The organism is Pseudomonas cremoricolorata DSM 17059 = NBRC 16634, assembly GCF_000425745.1.
In the GTDB taxonomy this organism is placed as follows: Bacteria; Pseudomonadota; Gammaproteobacteria; order Pseudomonadales; family Pseudomonadaceae; genus Aquipseudomonas; species Aquipseudomonas cremoricolorata.
The window spans coordinates 122,208-141,322 of the sequence record NZ_AUEA01000010.1 but is presented as its reverse complement, the minus strand read 5'-3'; the positions used below and the strand labels follow the sequence as shown (position 1 = coordinate 141,322).

The following is a 19,115-nucleotide window of genomic DNA, read 5'->3' as shown; positions in this document are numbered from 1 at the left end:
CTTCGCTGGAGAGCATCCGGTCGAAATTGTTCATCACGGGGCCGTCTCCTCGGCAACGGTGGCAGGCACGGCGCCGGACTTGAGCCGGCCGTTTTCATCGAGCAGCCAGGCATCCATGATCTGACGGACTACAGGCGCTGCGACGCCAGAGCCGGATTCGCCGTTCTCGACCATCACCGAAATGACGATCTCAGGCTTCTCCGCCGGGGCGAAGGCGACGAACAGGGCATGGTCGCGGTGGCGTTCCTGCAGTTTGTTGCGGTCGTACTTCTCGCCCTGGCGAATGGCGACGACCTGGGCCGTACCGCTCTTGCCGGCGATGCGGTACTGCGCGCCGAGCGCGGCCTTGCGCGCAGTGCCACGGGCGTTGTGCATCACCTGCTCCATGCCGTGGGTGACCTTGGCCCAGTCGGACTTGTCACGCAGGACGATATCCTCCATGGGGTTTTCGTCCACCGGTGGCTGACCTTCGATGGTCTTGGCCAGGTGCGGACGATTCCACACACCCTTGTTGGCGATCAGCGCCGTGGCCTGGGCCAGTTGCAGCGGCGTGGCCTGCATGTAGCCCTGGCCGATACCAAGAATCAGGGTTTCACCGGGGAACCAGGCCTGACGACGGGTAGCGCGCTTCCATTCACGGGACGGCATCAGTCCGGCGGACTCTTCGAACATGTCCAGCGAAACACGCTGGCCGATGCCGAACTTGTTCATGTAGGACGACAGCCGATCGATGCCCATCTTGTGCGCCAGATCGTAGAAATAGGTGTCATTGGAACGCATGATCGCCGCGTCCAGGTCGACCCAGCCGTCGCCGCTGCGGTTCCAGTTGCGGTACTTGTGGTCGTAGTTGGGCAACTGGTAGTAGCCGGGGTCGAACACCCGACTGCCGGCGTTGACCACGCCGCTGTCGAGACCGGCGATGGCCACCGCCGGCTTGATGGTCGAGCCCGGCGGATACAGCCCGCGCAGCACGCGGTTGAACAGCGGGCGGTCGATCGAATCGCGCAGCTCGGCGTAGGCCTTGAAGCTGATGCCGGTGACGAACAGGTTGGGGTCGAAGCTTGGCTGGCTGACCATCGCCAGCACCTCGCCGGTGCGCGGGTCGAGCGCCACCACCGCGCCACGGCGACCGCCCAGCGCCGCTTCGGCGGCCTCTTGCAGCTTGATGTCCAGGCTCAGGACGATGTCCTTGCCAGGCTTGGGGTCAGTGCGTTTCAGCACACGCAGAACACGTCCGCGGGCGTTGGTCTCGACCTCTTCGTAGCCCACCTGGCCGTGCAACGAGTCTTCGTAGAAGCGCTCGATGCCGGTCTTGCCGATGTGGTGGGTGCCACTGTAGTTGACCGGATCGAGGGTCTTGAGCTCTTTCTCGTTGATACGCCCGACATAGCCGACCGAATGGGCGAAATGCGCGCCCTGGGGGTAATGGCGAACCAGTTGCGCGACCACTTCCACCCCGGGCAGGCGGAACTGGTTCACCGCAATGCGGGCGATCTGGTCTTCGTTGAGTTCGAACAGAATCGGCACCGGCTCGAACGGCCGGCGCCCCTGGCGCATACGCTTCTCGAATAGCACGCGGTCGTCTTCGCTGAGCTTGAGCACCTCGACGATGGTGTCGAGCACCTGCTGCCAGTCACTGCCGGCGCGCTCGCGGGTCATGCTGAGGCTGAAGCTGGGCCGGTTGTCGGCGATGATCACGCCGTTGCGGTCGTAGATCAGCCCGCGTGTCGGCGGAATCGGCTGCACGTGCACCCGATTGTTTTCCGACAGCGTCGAGTGATAGTCGTACTGGATGACCTGCAGGTAATACAGCCGAACGATCAATACGCAGATGAGCAGCATGATTGCCACAGCACCGACCACGACGCGGTTGCGCACCAGACGGGCGTCTTTCTCGTGGTCCTTGAGGCGGATCGGCTGCGACATCGGTCAGGCTTACAGGCTCATTTGTGGTAGGGATGCCCGGACAACACGGTCCAGGCGCGGTAGATCTGCTCGCCGATCAGTATCCTTACCAACGGGTGCGGCAAGGTCAGCGGCGACAGCGACCAGCGCTGCTCGGCCCGCGCGCACACTTGCGGCGCGAGGCCCTCCGGCCCACCGACCATCAAATTGACGGTACGCGCATCCAGCCGCCAGCGGTCCAGCTCACCGGCCAACTGCTCGGTGCTCCACGGCTTGCCATGGACTTCGAGAGTGACGATGCGCTCACCGGGCTGCACCTTGCTCAACATGGCGTCGCCCTCCTGACGAATCAGGCGGGTGACATCGGCATTCTTGCCGCGGGTGTTGAGCGGGATTTCCACCAGTTCCAGGGCCATTTCCGCAGGCAGGCGCTTGGCGTACTCGTGCCAGCCTTCCTCGACCCACTTGGGCATGCGCGAACCGACCGCGATCAGACGCAGACGCACGGCGCAGACCTATTCCCGGTCCTTGAGCTTTTCGAAGTAGTCGTGGGTGGCGTTTTCCGGGCTGTGGTGCTTGCCATCGGCGGCGCGGCTCTGCTCGGCACCGACCCACAGACGCTCGAGGTCGTAGAACTGACGGGCAGCGGCGGTCATCATGTGCACGATGACGTCGTTGAGGTCGAGCAGCACCCAGTCGCTGTCGCCCTTGCCTTCTTCGCCCAAAGGCTGTGCGCCCTTGGCCTTGACCGCTTCACGGACCTTTTCCAGCATTGCGTTGATCTGCCGGTTGGAAGTACCGGTGGCGATGATCATGTAGTCGGTGAGGCTGTGCTTGTCGCGCACGTCGATCACCTGGATGTCCTGGGCCTTGACGTCTTCCAGCGCGGCCTTGGTCAGCTCGACCAGTTCTTCGCCGTGGATTTTCTGCTTGGTCATATAAAACTCGTTCAACGTGTTGAGTGAGGTGCCTGTTGGCACCTTCAGTTAGACGCACGATACAGGTCGTGCGCCTCTATGTAGGCCAGTACTGCGTCCGGCACCAGGAACCGCACCGACTTGCCGCTGGCCAGCAGCTGTCGGATCTGCGTGGCGGACACCGCAAGCGGTGTCTGCCAGACGAACGAAATGTTTCCCGCCGGGCCGGACATGGCGGTGGGATCGCTCTCGGAGCGTGCAGCCAGCAGGTTGCGCAGCTCAAAAGGAGGTTCGACATCGGCATCCGGGCGTTGCAGCACCAGGATGTGACAGTGTTGCAGCAATTCTTCCCAGCGATGCCAACTGGGCAGCCCGCAAAAGGCATCCCAGCCCAGCACCATGAATAGCTGATCGTCAGCGCCCAGCTCGGCGCGCAACGACTCCAGGGTGTCGATGGTGTAGGACGGTTTGTCGCGGGCCAGCTCACGGGCATCGACGCGCAACGGCGCCGCGCCCTCGACCGCACCGCAGACCATGGCCAGACGCTGCTGCGCGGTGACCTGCGGGGTCTCGCGGTGCGGCGGTCTAGCGTTGGGCAGCAGGCGCAGTTCGTCCAGTTGCATCAGCTCGACCACTTCCAGCGCGCTGCGCAAGTGGCCGATGTGCACCGGATCGAACGTACCGCCGAGAATGCCGATGCGCCGGGCTGCCGGGGGCTGGGTCAAATCAGCACGGCTCCTGACCGCGCAGTTGACCGTCGCCCACCACCACGTACTTCTCGCAGGTCAGCCCTTCCAGGCCCACTGGACCGCGCGCATGCAGCTTGTCGGTGGAAATGCCGATCTCGGCGCCCAGGCCATACTCGAAGCCATCGGCGAAGCAGGTCGGCGCATTGAGCATGACCGAAGCGGAATCTACTTCGGTCATGAACTGACGGGCCTGACCCTGGTGTTCGGTGACGATGGCATCGGTGTGGTGCGAGCCGTAATGATTGATGTGCTCAATGGCCTGCTCCAGGCCCTCGACCACGCGAATCGACAGGATCGGCGCCAGGTACTCGGTGTGCCAGTCCTGTTCGCTGGCCGGCAGCACGTCGATCAGCGCCTGGGTGCGCTCGCAGCCGCGCAGCTCGACGCCCTTGGCCAGCAGCGCCTCGGCCATCGACGGCAGGAAAGCCGCGGCCACGCGCTGGTCGACCAGCAGCGTTTCCATGGCGCCGCAGATGCCGTAGCGGTAGGTCTTGGCGTTGAGCGCGATGCGCTGGGCCTTGTCCAGCTCGGCATGTTCGGCGACGTAGACATGGCAGATGCCGTCGAGGTGCTTGATCACCGGCACGCGGGCGTCGCGGCTGATGCGCTCGATCAGGCCACGGCCACCGCGCGGGACGATGACATCGACGTACTCGGGCATGCTTATCAACGCGCCAACGGCTTCGCGGTCGGTGGTTTCCACCACCTGCACCACGGCGGCCGGCAGGTCGGCGGCGGCCAGGCCACGCTGAATGCAGCGGGCAACGGCGCGGTTGGAATGAATGGCTTCCGAGCCGCCACGCAGAATGGTCGCGTTACCCGACTTCAGGCACAGGCTGGCGGCGTCGATGGTCACGTTCGGGCGTGACTCGTAGATGATGCCGATGACCCCCAGCGGTACGCGCATCTTGCCGACCTGGATGCCCGAGGGCCGGTAGCTCATGTCGCGGATCGCGCCGACCGGGTCGGGCAATGCCGCGACCTGGCGCAGGCCGGTGATCATGCCGTCGATGCGCGCCGGGGTCAGCGCCAGACGGTCGAGCAACGCGGGCTCAAGACCATTGGCGCGACCGGCGGCGAGGTCTTGCTCGTTGGCGGCGGTGAGCTCGTCACGGGCAGCGTCCAGGGCATCAGCGGCGGCATGCAGGGCGCGGTTCTTCTGCGCGGTGCTGGCACGGCCGATGACCCGCGACGCCTGGCGGGCGGCGCGACCCAGGCGGGTCATGTAGTCAAGAACGGACTCAGTCATGGGTTCGGTGTCTTGGCGAAGGGGAAATCGGCCGATTATAACTGGCGCGCCGGTATACGCCCAGCGGTGGGAGGCGGATGGTAGTGGATGTGTACTTCTGAATGTAGGAAAGATGTAACCGGTGGTATCGGATTGTTCTGATTGTTTTCCACCGCCGAAGCTGCTCATGCCGCGTCACCACTCGCCTGGCGCCTGGCAACGGCGTTGCGTTGAACCCCCTCAGGGGGCGCCTCGGACAGCGGCGATTCAGCCACCGCTGGCCGATTCATTGCTATGCTCGCGGTCTTTTCATCCGGACCGATCGCCCGCATGACCCAGCCCGCCCCTTCGCCCTACCCGGCGCTGCCCGATACCTTCTTCGACCGTGATGCGCAGACCGTCGCCAAGGACCTGCTCGGCAAGGTCATTCGTCATCGCCAGAACGGCCTGTGGCTGGCCGCGCGCATCATCGAAACCGAAGCCTATTACCTCAGCGACAAGGGCAGCCACGCCTCGCTGGGCTTCACCGAGAAACGCAAGGCGCTGTTTCTCGATGGCGGGCATATCTACATGTATTACGCCCGCGGCGGCGATTCGCTGAACTTCAGCGCCCAGGGCCCCGGCAACGCGGTGCTGATCAAAGCGGCCTACCCGTGGCTGGATGCGCGCAGCGACGCCAACAGCCTGGCGCGCATGCAACTGAACAATCCCGACGCCAGCGGCAACGTGCGCCCGGCCGAGCGCCTGTGTGCCGGCCAGACCCTGCTGTGCCGAGCCCTGGGCCTGAAAGTGCCGGAGTGGGACGCGCAACGCTTCGACGCGCAGCGGCTGTACGTCGAGGACTGCGCCAACCCCGTGCCGGAGGTGATCCAGACCACCCGTCTGGGCATTCCCCAGGGCCGCGACGAACACCTTCCCTACCGCTTCGTCGACGCCCAGTACGCGCGGTTCTGCACACGGAACCCACTGCGTCGGGGCCAAGTCGAAGGCCGAGACTTTTTCCTCCTGAAACAACAAGGAAGCTGAAACCATGGGCCAATGGCTCGACAGCCTCACCGTCTGGCTCAGCGCCAACCCCGAGTGGCTGGGCGTCGCGATCTTCATCATCGCCTGCATCGAATGCCTGGCGATTGCCGGCATCATCGTCCCCGGCACGGTGCTGTTGTTCGGCGTTGCCGTGGCCGCCGGCAGCGGTGCGCTGAGCCTGGGCCATACGCTGCTGCTGGGCTTCCTCGGCGGGCTCTTGGGCGACGCAATGTCCTACGCCATCGGCAAGTATTTCCACCAGAACATCCGCCGCCTGCCGCTGCTGCGCAGTCACCCGGAGTGGATCGGCGGCGCGGAAACCTACTTCCACCGCTATGGCATCGCCAGCCTGCTGGTCGGGCGCTTCATCGGCCCGTTGCGGCCCATGCTGCCGATGGTGGCCGGCATGTTCGACATGCCGCTGCCGCGCTTCATCGCCGTCAGCCTGGTGGCCGCAGCCGGGTGGTCGGCAGCCTACCTGCTGCCGGGCTGGGCCACCGGTGCGGCAATGCGCCTGCCCTTGCCGGAGCACTTCTGGCCCCAGGCCGGGGTGGTTGCCGCGGGCCTTGCGCTGCTGCTGGGCCTGAGCCTGAACAGCAGCATCCGCGACCGCCGCTACGGCACGCGGATGATCAGCGGCCTGTGCCTGGCAACGTTGATTGCGCTATTTCTCGGCTGGCCGTGGCTGCACGACTTCGATCAGGGCGTGATGACCCTGGTGCAGGAACACCGCAGCCAGGCCCTGGATGGCGCCGTGGTGCTGGTCACGCGGCTGGGCGATTTCCGTACCCAGTTCTTTCTTGGCGGGCTGCTGACCGGCCTGTTGCTGCTGATGCGGCAATGGCGCCATGCGCTGTTCGCCGGCGCCGCGCTGATTGGCACGGCGATCGGCAACGGCACGCTGAAGTGGCTGTTCGCCCGCGCTCGCCCGGAAGTGCTCACCGATCCCCTGACCAGCTACAGCATGCCCAGCGGCCACAGTTCGGCGTCGTTCGCATTCTTCCTGGTGCTGGCGGTGCTCGCGGGCCGCGGCCAGCCGCCACGCATGCGTCTGACATGGGTATTGCTGGGCTGCATACCGGCGCTGTCGATTGCCTTGTCGCGGGTTTACCTGGGCGCGCACTGGCCGACCGACATTCTCGCCGGCGCGCTGCTGGCGTGCTGCGTCTGCGCCCTCAGCCTGACCCTGGTGCAGCATCGCCAGCCATTGCCGACCATGCCGCTGCGGGTCTGGTGGCTGGTGTTGCCCGCCTGCGTTGCGCTACTGGGCTTCTTCGCTCTGTATGCCTTGCCCGATGCGGTGGCGCGCTACCAGTACTGAGACAGCCCTGGCTCAGTCGAACAGCTCGCCCTGCAAACGTTCGAGCAGCCGCTGGATTTCATCCAGGCGCTGCTCGGGCGAGTCGATCGCCAGCAAGTCGAGCTTGTCCTGCTCGGGGAACGGCAGCAAGTAACCGAGCTGATTGGCCAACGCCTGCCGCCCGGTGATCGCCAGCGGCATGTCCAGCGCCTTGACCATCGGATGTTCACCCAGCGCCAGCAGCAGGGCGAGCAGGTCGTCGTCTTCTTCGCCCAAGGCGCTGTCGGCGTGCTCGCTCAACCAGTTCGGCTCGCCGAGCAGCAGTTGGTCCTTCTGCACCTCGGTGTGCCCCACCTTGAAACGCCGGGCCCCTTCGACGCGAATGCCCAGCAGGCCATTGTCCTGCTGCACGAAGTCACGGATCAGCGCCTCGCAGCCGATGCTGGCGATGCCTGCCGGCGCCTGGCCGACCTGCTCGCCCTCATGGATGCACACCACGCCAAAGCCTTCACCCTGTTTCATGCAGCGGCCGATCATGTCCAGGTAGCGCGCCTCGAAGATCTGCAAATCGAGCAGGCAGCCCGGGAACAGCACGGTATTGAGCGGAAACAGCGGTAAGGTCATTTTCCCTCCTCAAGCAATCACGCTGACGGCCAGCGGCAGGAACACCGCGGTCGCCACGCCCATCAGGCTCATCGCCAACGCGGCGAATGCACCACATTCATCACTCTCTTGCAGCGCCACCGAGGTGCCCACCGCATGGGCGGTGACACCCAGCGACATGCCGCGCGCCTCCGGGCTGGTGACCCCGAAGCGGTCGAGCAAGGCCGGGCCGAAGATCGCCCCCAGCACCCCGGTGATCAGCACGAACACCGCCGCCAATGCCGCCACGCCGCCGATCTGCTCGGCCACCAGCATGGCAATCGGTGAGGTCACAGACTTCGGCGCCATGGTCATCAGAATCATGTGTTCGGCGCCGAACCAGTAGCCCAGCGCCACACAGGCCACGGTGGCGAACACGCCACCGATCACCAGCGTAGTAAAGGTCGGCCAGAACAGCTGGCGAATGCGCCGCAGGTTCAGGTACAGCGGCACAGCCAGGGCGACCGTGGCCGGGCCCAGGAGGATGTTGAGGATTTCCGTGCTCTTGCGGTATTCGGGGTAGTGAATGCCGCACAGCAGCAGTACGCCGATCACCAGCAGCATCGACACCAGCACCGGTTGCAGGAAGATCCAGCGGGTCTTGTCGTAGGCCGCCACCGCCAGTTGATAGGCGCCCAAGGTGATGCCGATGCCGAACAGCGGATGATGCACCACCGCATCCAGCGCGCCTTGCCAGTCCGGGTTCATGGCTGCTCCTTGCGTGCGGCCTGGCGATGGATGAGCTTTTGCATCAGCACACCGACCAGTACCAGGGTCAGCAGGCACGACAGCACCAGCGCACCGACGATGGCCCAGAAATCGGCGGCGATGTCCTTGGCGTAGACCATCACCCCCACCGCTGGTGGCACCAGCAGCAATGGCAGGTAGCGCAGCAGGCTGGACGAGGCCTCGCTCAGCGGCTGGGCCACTTCGCCGCGGCTGATCAACCAGGCGAGCAGCAACAGCAGACCAATGATCGGCCCCGGCAGCATGGGCAACAGCAGGTGATTGATCGCCGTACCGAGCAGTTGGAACAGCACCAGCCAGGTCAATCCACGCAACAGCATACGAACCTCCTCCAGGCAATTGCGCCTATTAAGCAAGCTGCGCACAGCATGCTGCAAGGTGCAGGCTGAACGCAGGCAGCGACTGCCAGCGATCGGCCAACGCCGTTGACCCGCCCGCTGACGCTTGAAGCACGTGCGCAGCCAGCCCCATACTCGCCGGTTTGCCGTCCCCGGATACCGTCCATGCGCCCATTGCTGCCACTCGCCTTGATTCTGCTGCTCGCTGCCTGCGGCGAAGGCGAGCCGCTGTCGCCACCCGATGCTCGCCTGCCTGATGGCGGCCGCTATCGCGGCGAGGTGGTCAATGGCCTGCTGCAGGGCCAGGGGCGTATCGACTACCCCAACGGCAGTTTCTATCAGGGCGGCTTTCACGATGGCCAATGGCAGGGCGACGGGGAATGGCACGGCAGCCACGGCGAGGTGTATCGCGGCCAGTTCAAGGGCGGGCTGTTCCATGGCCTGGGCGATCTGACCACCCCGGGTAGCCACTACAGCGGCACCTTCGAGGGCGGGCGGCGCTCTGGTGAAGGCACCCTCAAGCAGAACGACCAGCTCTACCGTGGGCAATTCAAGGACGATCAATACCAAGGCGCCGGCGAGTTGCAGATGGCCGACGGCAGCCGCTACCAGGGCCTGTTCAGCCAGGGCAAACCCAATGGCGCCGGCGTGCGCAGCGACGCCAGCGGCAACCAGTTCAGCGGCACCTTCGTCGACGGCCAGTTGCAAGGCAGCGGCACATTCGACAGCGTCGAGGGCGAGCAGTACATCGGCGAATTCAAGGACAACCGCCTGCAAGGCCGTGGCCGTTATGAAAATGCCGACGGCGATGTCTGGATCGGCACCTTCAAGGATGGCGCGCTGGTCGGTGACGGCGAATTGCTCGGCGCCGATGGCAGCCATTACAAAGGCCAGTTCCGCGACTGGCGCTTTGCCGGCAAGGGCCACCTGCAACTGCCCGACGGCAGCCACTACCGCGGCGGCTTCGATAATGATGCGTACCAGGGCCAGGGTCGCCTGACCCACGCTGACGGCCGTGTCGAAGCGGGGCTGTGGCGCAATGGCGTGCGCGTGCGCGATGACCAGGGCCACGCGTTGCCCGACCCGCTGGATCTGGCCCTGCTCGATCAAGGTCGCTTGCTCGACGACGCGCTGGCGCTCGTGCCGCCCTCGGACAAAGCGGTGCAGCTGTACAGCCTGGTGGTGGCGGGCGACGGGCAACAGAGTGTGTTCATGCGTGAGGCCGATTACGTCAGCAACCTGCTCAAGGTGCGCTTCGGCGCCAGCGGGCAAGTCACGTTGGTCAATCACCGCGACAGCATGAACACGCGCCCCATGGCCACCCGCGAGAGCATCAGCCGCGCCGCGCAGACCCTGGCCGAACGCAGCGACGCCGACGACCTGCTGTTCATCTACCTGACCACTCACGGCAGCGCCGACCACCAGTTGGTGCTCGACCAACCGCGCCTGCAACTGGCCGACCTCACCGCCGACGAACTGGTCAGCGCCCTGGCACCGCTAAAAAAACGCAACAAGGTCATCGTCATCTCGGCCTGCTATTCGGGCGGCTACATCGAACCGTTGAAAGACGCCCACACCCTGATCATGACTGCGGCGCGGCCTGATCGGGTCTCGTTCGGCTGCTCGGAAGAAGCTGACTTCACCTATTTCGGCGATGCCCTGTTCGCCCAGGCGCTGAACCAGACCGACGACCTCGAACAGGCGTTTGAACTGGCCCGCGCCAGCGTTGCCGAACGAGAACAGCGCGAAGGCTTCGAAGCCTCCGAACCTCAGCTCTGGGCGCCCGCTGCGGTGCTTGAACACTGGCAACGCCTGCGCCGCCAGCAAGCCGAACAGGCGCTGGGCGAACAGGCGCAAGTAACGGGCCCGGCAAAGGAAAAACGCTCACAGAGCCACTAAGCTGGATGTAAACAAGGAGGGACACCATGTATCTGACTCCTCAGCACGTGCTGCTCGCAGGCGCCACCGGCCTGACTGGCGAACACCTGCTCGACCGTCTGCTCAGTGAGCCGACCATCACCCGCGTGTTGGCGCCGACCCGCAAGCCGCTCGCCGAGCATCCGCATCTGGAAAATCCGGTCGGCGAGGTGTCGGCACTGCTCGCGCAGCTCGACGGCCCGATCGACATCGCCTTTTGCTGCCTGGGCTCCACGATCAAGCAGGCCGGCTCGGAATCAGCGTTTCGCGCCGTCGACCTCGACCTGGTGGTGGCCTTTGCCCAGCGCGCGCGGGCCTTGGGTGCACGGCACCTGCTGGTAATCAGCGCCATTGGCGCCGACCCTGGGTCATCGGTGTTCTACAACCGCATCAAAGGGGAAATGGAACAGGCGTTGCAGCAACAGGACTGGCCGCAACTGACCATCGTCCGCCCCTCGTTGCTGCTCGGCGAACGCGCCCAGCCAAGACTCGCCGAGCGCCTGGCCGCGCCGCTGTCGCGGTTGATTCCCGGCAAGTACAAAGGCATCGAAGCCCTGGCCCTGGCCCGCGCCCTGTGGCGTCTGGCGCTGGAGGAAGAGCCTGGCGTGCGGGTGGTCGAGTCGGATGATCTGCGGCGCTTGGGTAAGTGAGGTTTGCGACCTGGACTGCCCTACAACCCACCGCTCACCTGGCTATACGCACCTGCCGCCATCGGCAACGACAACGGCAGCAGCAAGGTATCCAGCACAGCGCTACCGGGCAGGTCGAGCGCCGGCCAGCGGGGGCCGGCGGTGCCGAAGCGCTCTTCGGCGCAGCAACCGCCTTGCAGCGTATAGAGGTTCAGGCGGGTGCCGGCATACACCACCGGCGCGCCGGGCTTGTTGGCGTCCAAGGTGCTGACCGTGGCGCAACCGCCCAGCAGCGCCAGCACGCCGAACACCAGAGCGGCTTTCACTCTTCTCCGCCGATGTGATGCTCGCCCCAGCGCGGCAGCATGTCCTGGGGGATATCCAGCAGGTTGAGAATCCGCGCCACGACGAAATCGACCAGATCGTCGATGGTCTGCGGCTGGTGATAGAAGCCCGGTGCCGCTGGCAGGATGACCGCGCCCATCTGCGACAGCTTGAGCATGTTCTCCAGGTGTATGGTCGAGAACGGTGCCTCGCGCGGCACCAGAATCAGCTGCCGACGCTCCTTCAAGGTCACATCGGCGGCGCGCTCGATCAGGTTGTTGCAGGCGCCGGTGGCGATGGCCGACAGCGTGCCGGTCGAACACGGCACCACCACCATCGCCGCCGGAGCACCGGAGCCGGAGGCCACCGGCGACATCCAGTCTTCCTTGCCATACACACGAATCTGCCCGGCCGCCGCGCCGGTGTATTCGGTGAGAAACATCTGCGCAGCCTGCGGTTTGGCCGGCAACTGCACATCGGTTTCCGTGGCCATGACCAACTGCGCGGCCTTGGAAATCAGGAAGTGCACCTCGCGCTCTTCGCGCACCAGGCAATCGAGCAGACGCAGGCCGTATTGCGCGCCGGAGGCCCCTGTCATCGCTAGGGTGATGCGCTCGGGGCCGCTCACTGCAGCGCCTCGGCCAGCTTGCCGTGCAGGCCGCCGAAGCCGCCGTTGCTCATGATCACCACGTGGGTGCCGGGTCGTGCCTGGCCCTTGACCCGCTCGATGATCGCTTCGAGGCTGTCTGCCACTACCGACGGTACGCTGCACTGTTCGGCGGTGGCGGCCAGGTCCCAACCGAGGTTGGCCGGGGCGTACCAGATCACCTGATCGGCGTCGTTGACGCTTTCTGGCAAGCCATCGCGATGGGCGCCGAGCTTCATCGAGTTGGAACGCGGTTCGATGATGGCGATCACCGGCGCTTCACCGACGCGCTTGCGCAAGCCGTCGAGGGTGGTGGCGATGGCGGTGGGATGGTGGGCGAAGTCGTCGTAGATGGTCACGCCGTGCACCTGGGCGACGGTTTCCATGCGCCGCTTGACGCTCTTGAAGGCGCTCAGGCCTTCGATGCCCATGGCTGGCACCACGCCCACATGGCGCGCCGCGGCCAGGGTAGCCAGGGCGTTGGCGACGTTGTGCTGGCCGGTCAATGGCCACTGCACCACGCCCTGGACCTCACCGTCGAACAGCACTTCGAAGCGCGAGCCGTCGGCGCTGAGCAGGCGCGCCTGCCATTGTCCGCCTTCGCCGGTGGTCTGCACCGGAGTCCAGCAGCCCATGTCGATGACCCGCGCCAGCGCAGGTTCGCTGGTGGGATGAATCACCAGGCCTTCGCTGGGGATGGTGCGCACCAGGTGATGGAACTGCCGCTCGATGGCCGGCAGGTCGGGGAAGATGTCAGCGTGGTCGAATTCCAGGTTGTTCAGAATCGCCGTGCGCGGATGGTAGTGGACGAACTTCGAGCGCTTGTCGAAGAACGCGCTGTCGTATTCGTCGGCCTCGACCACGAAGAACGGCGTGTCGCCCAGACGCGCCGACACCGCGAAGTTCTGCGGCACACCGCCGATGAGAAAGCCCGGGCTCATGCCGGCATGCTCCAGCACCCAGGCCAGCATGCTGCTGGTGGTGGTCTTGCCGTGAGTGCCGGCGACGGCCAGTACCCAGCGGCCTTGCAGCACGTGATCGGCCAGCCACTGCGGCCCCGACACGTAAGGCAGGCCCTTGTTGAGCACGTACTCCACGGCCGGGTTGCCGCGCGACATGGCGTTGCCGATGACAACCAGGTCGGGCGCCGGCTGCATTTGCGCAGGGTCGTAGCCTTGGGTCAGTTCTATGCCCTGAGCTTCGAGCTGGGTGCTCATGGGCGGGTAGACATTGGCGTCGGAGCCGGTGACATGGTGGCCAAGCGCCTTGGCCAGCACGGCCAACGAGCCCATGAAAGTGCCGCAAATACCAAGAATATGAATGTGCATGATCGACCTCGCAAAACGTCGAGGCAGGGTAGCCCAGCGCCGGGTAAAGCGCACCCGCTGATTCGCTCAGTGGCGGCGCGCGATACCGTGTTTGCGCAGTTTGCGGTACAGCGTGTTGCGGCTGATCTGCAACTGCGCCGCGACCTCGGTCATGTGCCAGCGATACTGCTCGAGCGCCGCCAGCAGCGCACTGCGCTCGGCGTCTTCGAGGCCGCAGGCAGGGCTGACGGCAGGCGCCGCGCTGCGCACGATCAGCGCCGGCAGCTCGGCCAGGCCGATGCTCGGGCCATCGGCGAGCGCCAGCAGCGTGCGCAGCACGGTACGCATCTGCCGTACGTTGCCTGGCCAGGGGAAGGCCAGTAGCGCCGCGCGTGCCGCTGGATCGAGAGCGGCCACCTGGCCGCCCGCCTCTTGCTGCAACAACAGCTCGAGCAACTGCGCCTTGTCGCTGCGCTCGCGCACCGGCGGCAGGTTCACTTCCAGGCCGTTGAGGCGGTAATAGAGGTCTTCGCGGAAGCTGCCCTGCTCGACCCGTTCGAGCAGATCGCGGTGGGTGGCGCTGACGATACGCACATCGACCTGCTGCGGCTCACCACCAATCGGCACCACCTGACGCTCTTCCAGCACCCGCAACAGGCGGGTCTGCAAGGCCAGCGGCATGTCGCCGATTTCATCGAGCATCAAGGTACCGCCATCGGCCTGCAACAGCTTGCCGCGCATGCCTTCCTTGCGTGCCCCGGTGAAGCTGCCGCCGCGGTAGCCGAACAGCTCGCTTTCGATGAGGTTTTCCGGAATCGAGGCACAGTTGATCGCCACGAATGGCTTGCCCTGGCGATCGCTGGCCTGATGCACTGCCTGGGCGAAGGCCTCTTTGCCACAGCCGGTTTCACCGCGCAGCAGTAAGGGCACATCCCGGTCGAAGACTCGCACGGCGCGGCGCAGATCCTCTTGCAGGGCAGGGTCGAGCAAGCACCAGCGCGGGGTTTGCACAGGCTGCGGCGCTGGCGCTGCGGGCGCGGCGAACAGCGCCTTGCGCGGCTGCCCGCGCAGGCTGGCGAACATCTGCCGACCGCTCTGGGTACGCAGCGGCCAGGCCGCGCCGCCGTCGCGGGTGGCGCGGGCGAACAGCTCGTCGGGGTGGCAGGCGAAAACCTGCTGCACGGGCTGGCCGAGCAGCCCGGCGCGGGTGCCGCCGAGCAGGTTCATGGCGCTTTGGTTGAGCGCGCAGATACGCCCGTCGCCATCCAGCGCCAGCAGCCCCTCGCTGAACAGCCCGACCGACTCGGCCTGCACATGCAGGCGCAACAGCCACAGGTGCTCGAACTGGCGCAGGAAATAACTGCTCTCGATCAGCTTGGCCGACAGATTGACCAGCGCCATGGTGTGGAACTGGCTCTGCCGAGACACATCGCGCCGCGCAGACGACACATCGAGCACTGCCAACAGTTCGCCGTAAGGATCGAACACCGGGCTGGCCGAGCAGGTCAGGCCGGTGTGGCGGCCGCGAAAGTGTTCATCACGATGAATGATCAGCGCCTGACGCTCGACCACACAGGTGCCGATGCCGTTGGTGCCTTCGCGCGACTCGCTCCAGTCGGCTCCCAGCCACAGCCCGGCGCCCTCGAATACGCGCTGTTCGCTAGGGGCAGTGATGCAGTTGAGGATGATGCCCTGGGCGTCGGTCAGCAGCACCGCATGGCCGGCGCCACTGAGTTGCTGGTGCAAGCTGTGCATCTCGCCGCCGGCAATCTCCAGCACCCGCCCCAGGCGTTCGCGGGTCTGCTGCAGGTGGCCCTGCTCGAGTACCGCCGGCGCCTGCGCCAGGGCCGGATCGAGGTGGTAATCCTCCAGGCAGCGCAACCACGAACGGGCAATCGATGAATCACTGCCGGGCTCGCTGGGCTGGCTGCGGGCGACAGTGAACACTTGCTGGGCATGACGGCTGAACGGGCTGCTCTGCATGATCGCGGGCTTCTGTGCAGAAAGAGTTCCCTGAGCATCCTCCAGGCGATTGTGCTTTGCAATGGTGCACCGGCTTTGCGGTGCTCAAGCGTCACGCCGATGGCACAAAGTGTCACTGCAGCTGTGCCACAAGCGGTACAGGTTGCCCGGGCAAATCCGCGCTGCAACTGCCAACCCCTTGAATTCATTGGCCCTGCCCACGCTGGCCCAGGCTTTGCTCTACGCTTTGCACTCCTCAACAACCATAAATCAACCAGGAGACACACCATGCGTTACGCACATCCCGGTACCGACGGCGCCAAAGTCTCGTTCAAGGATCGCTACGGTAACTACATCGGCGGTGAGTTCGTCCCCCCGGTGAAGGGTGAGTACTTCACCACCACGTCCCCTGTGAATGGCCAGCCCATCGCCCAATTCCCCCGTTCCACTGCCGAAGACGTCGACAAAGCCCTCGACGCTGCCCACGCCGCCGCCGATGCCTGGGGCCGCACCTCGGTGCAGGATCGCTCCAACGTCTTGCTGCGCATCGCCGACCGCATCGAGCAGAACCTCGAAGTGCTGGCCATCACCGAAACCTGGGACAACGGCAAGCCGATCCGCGAAACCCTCAACGCCGACATCCCGCTGGCCGTCGACCACTTCCGCTACTTCGCCGGCTGCATCCGTGCCCAGGAAGGCGGCGCTGCCGAAATCAACGAAACCACCGTCGCTTATCACATCCACGAGCCACTGGGCGTGGTCGGGCAGATCATCCCGTGGAACTTCCCGCTGCTGATGGCCGCCTGGAAACTCGCCCCGGCCCTGGCCGCCGGCAACTGCGTGGTGCTCAAGCCTGCCGAGCAAACCCCGCTGGGCATCACCGTGCTGATGGAGCTGATCGGCGACCTGCTGCCCAAGGGCGTGCTTAACGTCGTCCAGGGCTTTGGCCGCGAAGCTGGCGAGGCCCTGGCCACCAGCAAGCGCATCGCCAAGATCGCCTTCACCGGCTCCACCCCGGTCGGCTCGCACATCATGAAGTGCGCCGCCGAGAACATCATTCCGTCGACCGTAGAGCTGGGCGGCAAATCGCCCAACGTCTACTTCGAAGACATCATGCAGGCTGAGCCAACCTTCATCGACAAGGCCGCCGAAGGCATGGTGCTGGCGTTCTTCAACCAGGGCGAAGTGTGCACCTGCCCGTCCCGTGCGCTGGTCCAGGAATCGATCTATCCGCAGTTCATGGAAGTGGTGATGAAGAAGGTGCTGCAGATCAAGCGCGGCGACCCGCTGGACACCGACACCATGGTCGGCGCCCAGGCTTCCGAGCAGCAGTTCGAGAAGATCCAGTCGTACCTGAAGATCGCCCAGGAGGAAGGCGCCGAGCTGCTCACCGGCGGCAACGTCGAGAAGCTCGAAGGCTCGCTGGCCACCGGTTACTACATCCAGCCGACCCTGCTCAAGGGCAACAACAAGATGCGCGTGTTCCAGGAAGAAATCTTCGGCCCGGTGGTCAGCGTCACCACCTTCAAGGACGAAGCCGAAGCCCTGGCGATTGCCAACGACACCGAGTTCGGCCTCGGCGCCGGAGTCTGGACCCGCGACATCAACCGCGCCTATCGCGTTGGCCGTGGCATCAAGGCTGGCCGCGTGTGGACCAACTGCTACCACCTCTACCCCGCCCACGCCGCGTTCGGCGGCTACAAGAAGTCCGGCGTTGGCCGTGAAACCCACAAGATGATGCTCGACCACTATCAGCAGACGAAAAACCTGCTGGTCAGCTACGACATCAATCCTTTGGGCTTCTTCTAAGGCCCCGCCGCTGGGGCGGCGGGGCAGCGGCAAGCTTTGAGCTTCAAGCTGCAAGAAAGGCGATCGGCGTAAGGTGCGCGCTTTTCTTGCCGCTTGTGGCTTTTAGCTTGCCGCTTGCCGGAGCGCCGCTCTGGCGCACTTCGTGCAACAACAAAATCACCATGGGCCGGAGCTCTTCCGGCCAACAAAAAGAACAGGTGAATACATGCCAAGCGAACACACCGGCCCTGCGCCGACAACCTCGTCGGTCGACTTCGAAAAAGTCGGCTCGGACTACTTTCAACAACGTCAGCTCAAACAAGGCGCCGCCGGCTGGGTATTGCTGGTCGGCCTGGGCGTGGCCTATGTGATTTCCGGCGACTACGCCGGCTGGAACTTCGGTCTGGCCCAGGGCGGCTGGGGCGGTATGTTCCTCGCCACCTTGCTGATGGCGACCATGTACCTATGCATGTGCTTCTCGCTCGCCGAGCTGTCGTCGATGATCCCCACTGCGGGCGGTGGCTATGGCTTTGCCCGCAGCGCCTTCGGACCGTGGGGCGGATTCCTCACCGGCACGGCAATTCTCATCGAATACTCCATCGCCCCTGCGGCCATCGCCGTGTTCATCGGCGCCTACTGCCAATCGCTGTTCGGCATCGGTGGCTGGATGATCTACCTGGCGTTCTACATCATCTTCATCGGCATCCACATTTTCGGCGTGGGTGAAGCCTTGAAGCTGATGTTCGGCATCACCGCGGTCGCCGCCATTGCCCTGGTGGTGTTCCTGGTGAGCATGGTGCCCCATTTTGATGCAGCCAACCTGTTCGACATCGCCCAGACCGACGCCGCCGGCGCCAGCAGTTTCCTGCCCTTCGGTTATGTCGGGGTGTGGGCGGCGATCCCCTACGCCATCTGGTTCTTCCTCGCCGTAGAGGGCGTGCCCCTGGCCGCCGAAGAAACCAAGAACCCCAAGCGCGACCTGCCGCGCGGTTTGATCGGCGCCATGCTGGTGCTGCTGACCTTCGCCTTGCTGATTCTGGTGATCGGCCCGGGCGCTGCCGGTTCGGAAGCGCTCAAGGCCTCGGGCAACCCGCTGGTCGAGGCACTGGCCAAGGCTTACGGCGGTTCGACCTGGATGGGCAGCTTCGTCAACCTGGTGGGTCTTGCCGGGCTGATCGCCAGCTTCTTCTCGATCATCTACGCCTACTCGCGGCAGATTTTCGCCCTGTCACGCGCTGGCTACCTGCCGCGCAAGCTGTCGCAGACCAACAAGAGCAAGGCGCCGGTACTGGCCCTGGTGATCCCCGGGCTGATCGGCTTCGCCCTGTCGCTCACCGGCCAAGGCGACCTGCTGATCCTGGTGGCGGTTTTCGGCGCGACGTTGTCCTACGTACTGATGATGGCTGCGCATATCACACTGCGTATCCGCCGGCCGAAGATGGAGCGCCCGTATCGCACCCCTGGTGGCATCTTCACCTCGGGCCTGGCCCTGGTGCTGGCATGCGTGGCGGTGGTGGCCGGGTTCCTGGTCGATCCACGGGTGGTGATCGGCGCGGCGGTGATCTACGGCGTGCTGATCGCCTACTTCGCCTTCTATAGCCGTCATCATCTGGTCGCCGGTACGCCGGAGGAAGAATTCGCCGCGATCCAACAGGCCGAGGAGGCCTTGCACTGATCGCCACGCTGCGCC

At 65.0% G+C, this 19,115-nt stretch carries 18 protein-coding genes; 6 read left to right on the top strand and 12 right to left on the bottom strand.

What is annotated here, in order from left to right:
- Nucleotides 1-33: 33 nt before the first annotated feature.
- The 5 genes from mrdA to H618_RS0113200 are packed head-to-tail and all read right to left on the bottom strand — an operon-like array spanning nucleotide 34 to nucleotide 4,820.
- Nucleotides 34-1,926 carry a penicillin-binding protein 2 gene (mrdA, locus tag H618_RS0113220; protein WP_028695509.1) on the bottom strand — a complete coding sequence of 631 codons (1,893 nt, stop codon included), beginning with the start codon at nucleotides 1,924-1,926 and terminating at the stop codon, nucleotides 34-36.
- A gap of 17 nt (nucleotides 1,927-1,943) precedes the next feature.
- Nucleotides 1,944-2,411 (bottom strand): 23S rRNA (pseudouridine(1915)-N(3))-methyltransferase RlmH, encoded by a 468-nt coding sequence (gene rlmH / locus H618_RS0113215; protein WP_028695508.1) that lies wholly within the window; start codon nucleotides 2,409-2,411, stop codon nucleotides 1,944-1,946.
- A 9-nt stretch (nucleotides 2,412-2,420) separates the two neighbouring features.
- Complete coding sequence (gene rsfS, locus H618_RS0113210; RefSeq protein WP_028695507.1) at nucleotides 2,421-2,843, bottom strand: ribosome silencing factor; 423 nt, start codon at nucleotides 2,841-2,843, stop codon at nucleotides 2,421-2,423.
- 44 nt (nucleotides 2,844-2,887) lie between these two features.
- Nucleotides 2,888-3,547: a nicotinate-nucleotide adenylyltransferase gene (gene nadD / locus H618_RS0113205; protein WP_028695506.1), complete on the bottom strand. Its 660-nt coding sequence runs from the start codon at nucleotides 3,545-3,547 to the stop codon at nucleotides 2,888-2,890.
- Between the two features lies 1 nt (nucleotide 3,548).
- Nucleotides 3,549-4,820 carry a glutamate-5-semialdehyde dehydrogenase gene (locus H618_RS0113200; protein ID WP_028695505.1) on the bottom strand — a complete coding sequence of 424 codons (1,272 nt, stop codon included), beginning with the start codon at nucleotides 4,818-4,820 and terminating at the stop codon, nucleotides 3,549-3,551.
- A 309-nt stretch (nucleotides 4,821-5,129) separates the two neighbouring features.
- On the opposite strand from H618_RS0113200, the gene H618_RS0113195 reads away from it, so the two are divergent.
- Both H618_RS0113195 and H618_RS0113190 read left to right on the top strand, forming a co-directional pair.
- Nucleotides 5,130-5,825: a DNA-3-methyladenine glycosylase gene (locus H618_RS0113195; protein ID WP_028695504.1), complete on the top strand. Its 696-nt coding sequence runs from the start codon at nucleotides 5,130-5,132 to the stop codon at nucleotides 5,823-5,825.
- Between the two features lie 4 nt (nucleotides 5,826-5,829).
- Nucleotides 5,830-7,146, top strand: a complete 1,317-nt coding sequence (locus H618_RS0113190) for a bifunctional DedA family/phosphatase PAP2 family protein (RefSeq protein WP_028695503.1) — start codon at nucleotides 5,830-5,832, stop codon at nucleotides 7,144-7,146.
- 12 nt (nucleotides 7,147-7,158) lie between these two features.
- Here H618_RS0113190 and H618_RS0113185 read toward each other — a convergent pair whose 3' ends face one another.
- Genes H618_RS0113185 through H618_RS0113175 form a run of 3 tightly spaced genes read right to left on the bottom strand, consistent with a single transcriptional unit; the run spans nucleotide 7,159 to nucleotide 8,834 of the window.
- Nucleotides 7,159-7,749 (bottom strand): LON peptidase substrate-binding domain-containing protein, encoded by a 591-nt coding sequence (locus tag H618_RS0113185; protein ID WP_028695502.1) that lies wholly within the window; start codon nucleotides 7,747-7,749, stop codon nucleotides 7,159-7,161.
- 9 nt (nucleotides 7,750-7,758) lie between these two features.
- On the bottom strand, nucleotides 7,759-8,475 hold the full coding sequence (locus H618_RS0113180; RefSeq protein ID WP_028695501.1) for an LrgB family protein: 717 nt from the start codon (nucleotides 8,473-8,475) through the stop codon (nucleotides 7,759-7,761).
- Nucleotides 8,472-8,834, bottom strand: a complete 363-nt coding sequence (locus H618_RS0113175) for a CidA/LrgA family protein (protein ID WP_028695500.1) — start codon at nucleotides 8,832-8,834, stop codon at nucleotides 8,472-8,474. The genes H618_RS0113180 and H618_RS0113175 overlap by 4 nt, the downstream gene beginning before the upstream one ends.
- A gap of 183 nt (nucleotides 8,835-9,017) precedes the next feature.
- On the opposite strand from H618_RS0113175, the gene H618_RS0113170 reads away from it, so the two are divergent.
- Nucleotides 9,018-10,751 (top strand): C13 family peptidase, encoded by a 1,734-nt coding sequence (locus H618_RS0113170; protein ID WP_028695499.1) that lies wholly within the window; start codon nucleotides 9,018-9,020, stop codon nucleotides 10,749-10,751.
- Between the two features lie 26 nt (nucleotides 10,752-10,777).
- The gene (locus H618_RS0113165) at nucleotides 10,778-11,419 is read left to right on the top strand and encodes an oxidoreductase (protein WP_028695498.1); all 642 of its coding nucleotides are present in this window, start codon (nucleotides 10,778-10,780) and stop codon (nucleotides 11,417-11,419) included.
- A gap of 20 nt (nucleotides 11,420-11,439) precedes the next feature.
- Here the strand turns inward: H618_RS0113165 and H618_RS0113160 are convergent, their stop codons facing one another.
- The 4 genes from H618_RS0113160 to H618_RS0113145 all read right to left on the bottom strand — a co-directional run bounded on the left by H618_RS0113160 (nucleotide 11,440) and on the right by H618_RS0113145 (nucleotide 15,658).
- The gene (locus H618_RS0113160; protein ID WP_050577312.1) at nucleotides 11,440-11,724 is read right to left on the bottom strand and encodes a YceK/YidQ family lipoprotein; all 285 of its coding nucleotides are present in this window, start codon (nucleotides 11,722-11,724) and stop codon (nucleotides 11,440-11,442) included.
- The gene (ubiX, locus tag H618_RS0113155) at nucleotides 11,721-12,350 is read right to left on the bottom strand and encodes a flavin prenyltransferase UbiX (RefSeq protein ID WP_028695496.1); all 630 of its coding nucleotides are present in this window, start codon (nucleotides 12,348-12,350) and stop codon (nucleotides 11,721-11,723) included. Before ubiX ends, H618_RS0113160 begins: the two co-directional genes overlap by 4 nt.
- Nucleotides 12,347-13,696, bottom strand: coding sequence for a UDP-N-acetylmuramate:L-alanyl-gamma-D-glutamyl-meso-diaminopimelate ligase (gene mpl, locus H618_RS0113150; protein WP_028695495.1), 1,350 nt, complete (start codon nucleotides 13,694-13,696; stop codon nucleotides 12,347-12,349). The genes ubiX and mpl overlap by 4 nt, the downstream gene beginning before the upstream one ends.
- A 66-nt stretch (nucleotides 13,697-13,762) precedes the next feature.
- A complete protein-coding gene (locus tag H618_RS0113145; RefSeq protein WP_028695494.1) occupies nucleotides 13,763-15,658 on the bottom strand; it encodes a sigma-54-dependent Fis family transcriptional regulator in 1,896 nt (631 codons plus the stop codon).
- A gap of 267 nt (nucleotides 15,659-15,925) precedes the next feature.
- Between H618_RS0113145 and exaC the strand changes: the two genes are divergently transcribed.
- Both exaC and eat read left to right on the top strand, forming a co-directional pair.
- A complete protein-coding gene (gene exaC, locus H618_RS0113140) occupies nucleotides 15,926-17,446 on the top strand; it encodes an acetaldehyde dehydrogenase ExaC (protein WP_028695493.1) in 1,521 nt (506 codons plus the stop codon).
- Between the two features lie 205 nt (nucleotides 17,447-17,651).
- On the top strand, nucleotides 17,652-19,100 hold the full coding sequence (eat, locus tag H618_RS0113135) for an ethanolamine permease (protein ID WP_028695492.1): 1,449 nt from the start codon (nucleotides 17,652-17,654) through the stop codon (nucleotides 19,098-19,100).
- Nucleotides 19,101-19,115: the final 15 nt, after the last annotated feature.

Excerpts from the sequence above, each read along its gene's own strand:
- mrdA (WP_028695509.1), bottom strand. The coding sequence starts at position 1,926 with ATGTCGCAGCCGATCCGCCTCAAGGACCACGAGAAAGACGCCCGTCTG.
- rsfS (WP_028695507.1), bottom strand. The coding sequence starts at position 2,843 with ATGACCAAGCAGAAAATCCACGGCGAAGAACTGGTCGAGCTGACCAAG.
- H618_RS0113200 (WP_028695505.1), bottom strand. The coding sequence starts at position 4,820 with ATGACTGAGTCCGTTCTTGACTACATGACCCGCCTGGGTCGCGCCGCC.
- H618_RS0113195 (WP_028695504.1), top strand. The coding sequence starts at position 5,130 with ATGACCCAGCCCGCCCCTTCGCCCTACCCGGCGCTGCCCGATACCTTC.
- H618_RS0113190 (WP_028695503.1), top strand. The coding sequence starts at position 5,830 with ATGGGCCAATGGCTCGACAGCCTCACCGTCTGGCTCAGCGCCAACCCC.
- H618_RS0113185 (WP_028695502.1), bottom strand. The coding sequence starts at position 7,749 with ATGACCTTACCGCTGTTTCCGCTCAATACCGTGCTGTTCCCGGGCTGC.
- H618_RS0113180 (WP_028695501.1), bottom strand. The coding sequence starts at position 8,475 with ATGAACCCGGACTGGCAAGGCGCGCTGGATGCGGTGGTGCATCATCCG.
- H618_RS0113175 (WP_028695500.1), bottom strand. The coding sequence starts at position 8,834 with ATGCTGTTGCGTGGATTGACCTGGCTGGTGCTGTTCCAACTGCTCGGT.
- H618_RS0113170 (WP_028695499.1), top strand. The coding sequence starts at position 9,018 with ATGCGCCCATTGCTGCCACTCGCCTTGATTCTGCTGCTCGCTGCCTGC.
- H618_RS0113165 (WP_028695498.1), top strand. The coding sequence starts at position 10,778 with ATGTATCTGACTCCTCAGCACGTGCTGCTCGCAGGCGCCACCGGCCTG.
- mpl (WP_028695495.1), bottom strand. The coding sequence starts at position 13,696 with ATGCACATTCATATTCTTGGTATTTGCGGCACTTTCATGGGCTCGTTG.
- H618_RS0113145 (WP_028695494.1), bottom strand. The coding sequence starts at position 15,658 with ATGCAGAGCAGCCCGTTCAGCCGTCATGCCCAGCAAGTGTTCACTGTC.
- exaC (WP_028695493.1), top strand. The coding sequence starts at position 15,926 with ATGCGTTACGCACATCCCGGTACCGACGGCGCCAAAGTCTCGTTCAAG.
- eat (WP_028695492.1), top strand. The coding sequence starts at position 17,652 with ATGCCAAGCGAACACACCGGCCCTGCGCCGACAACCTCGTCGGTCGAC.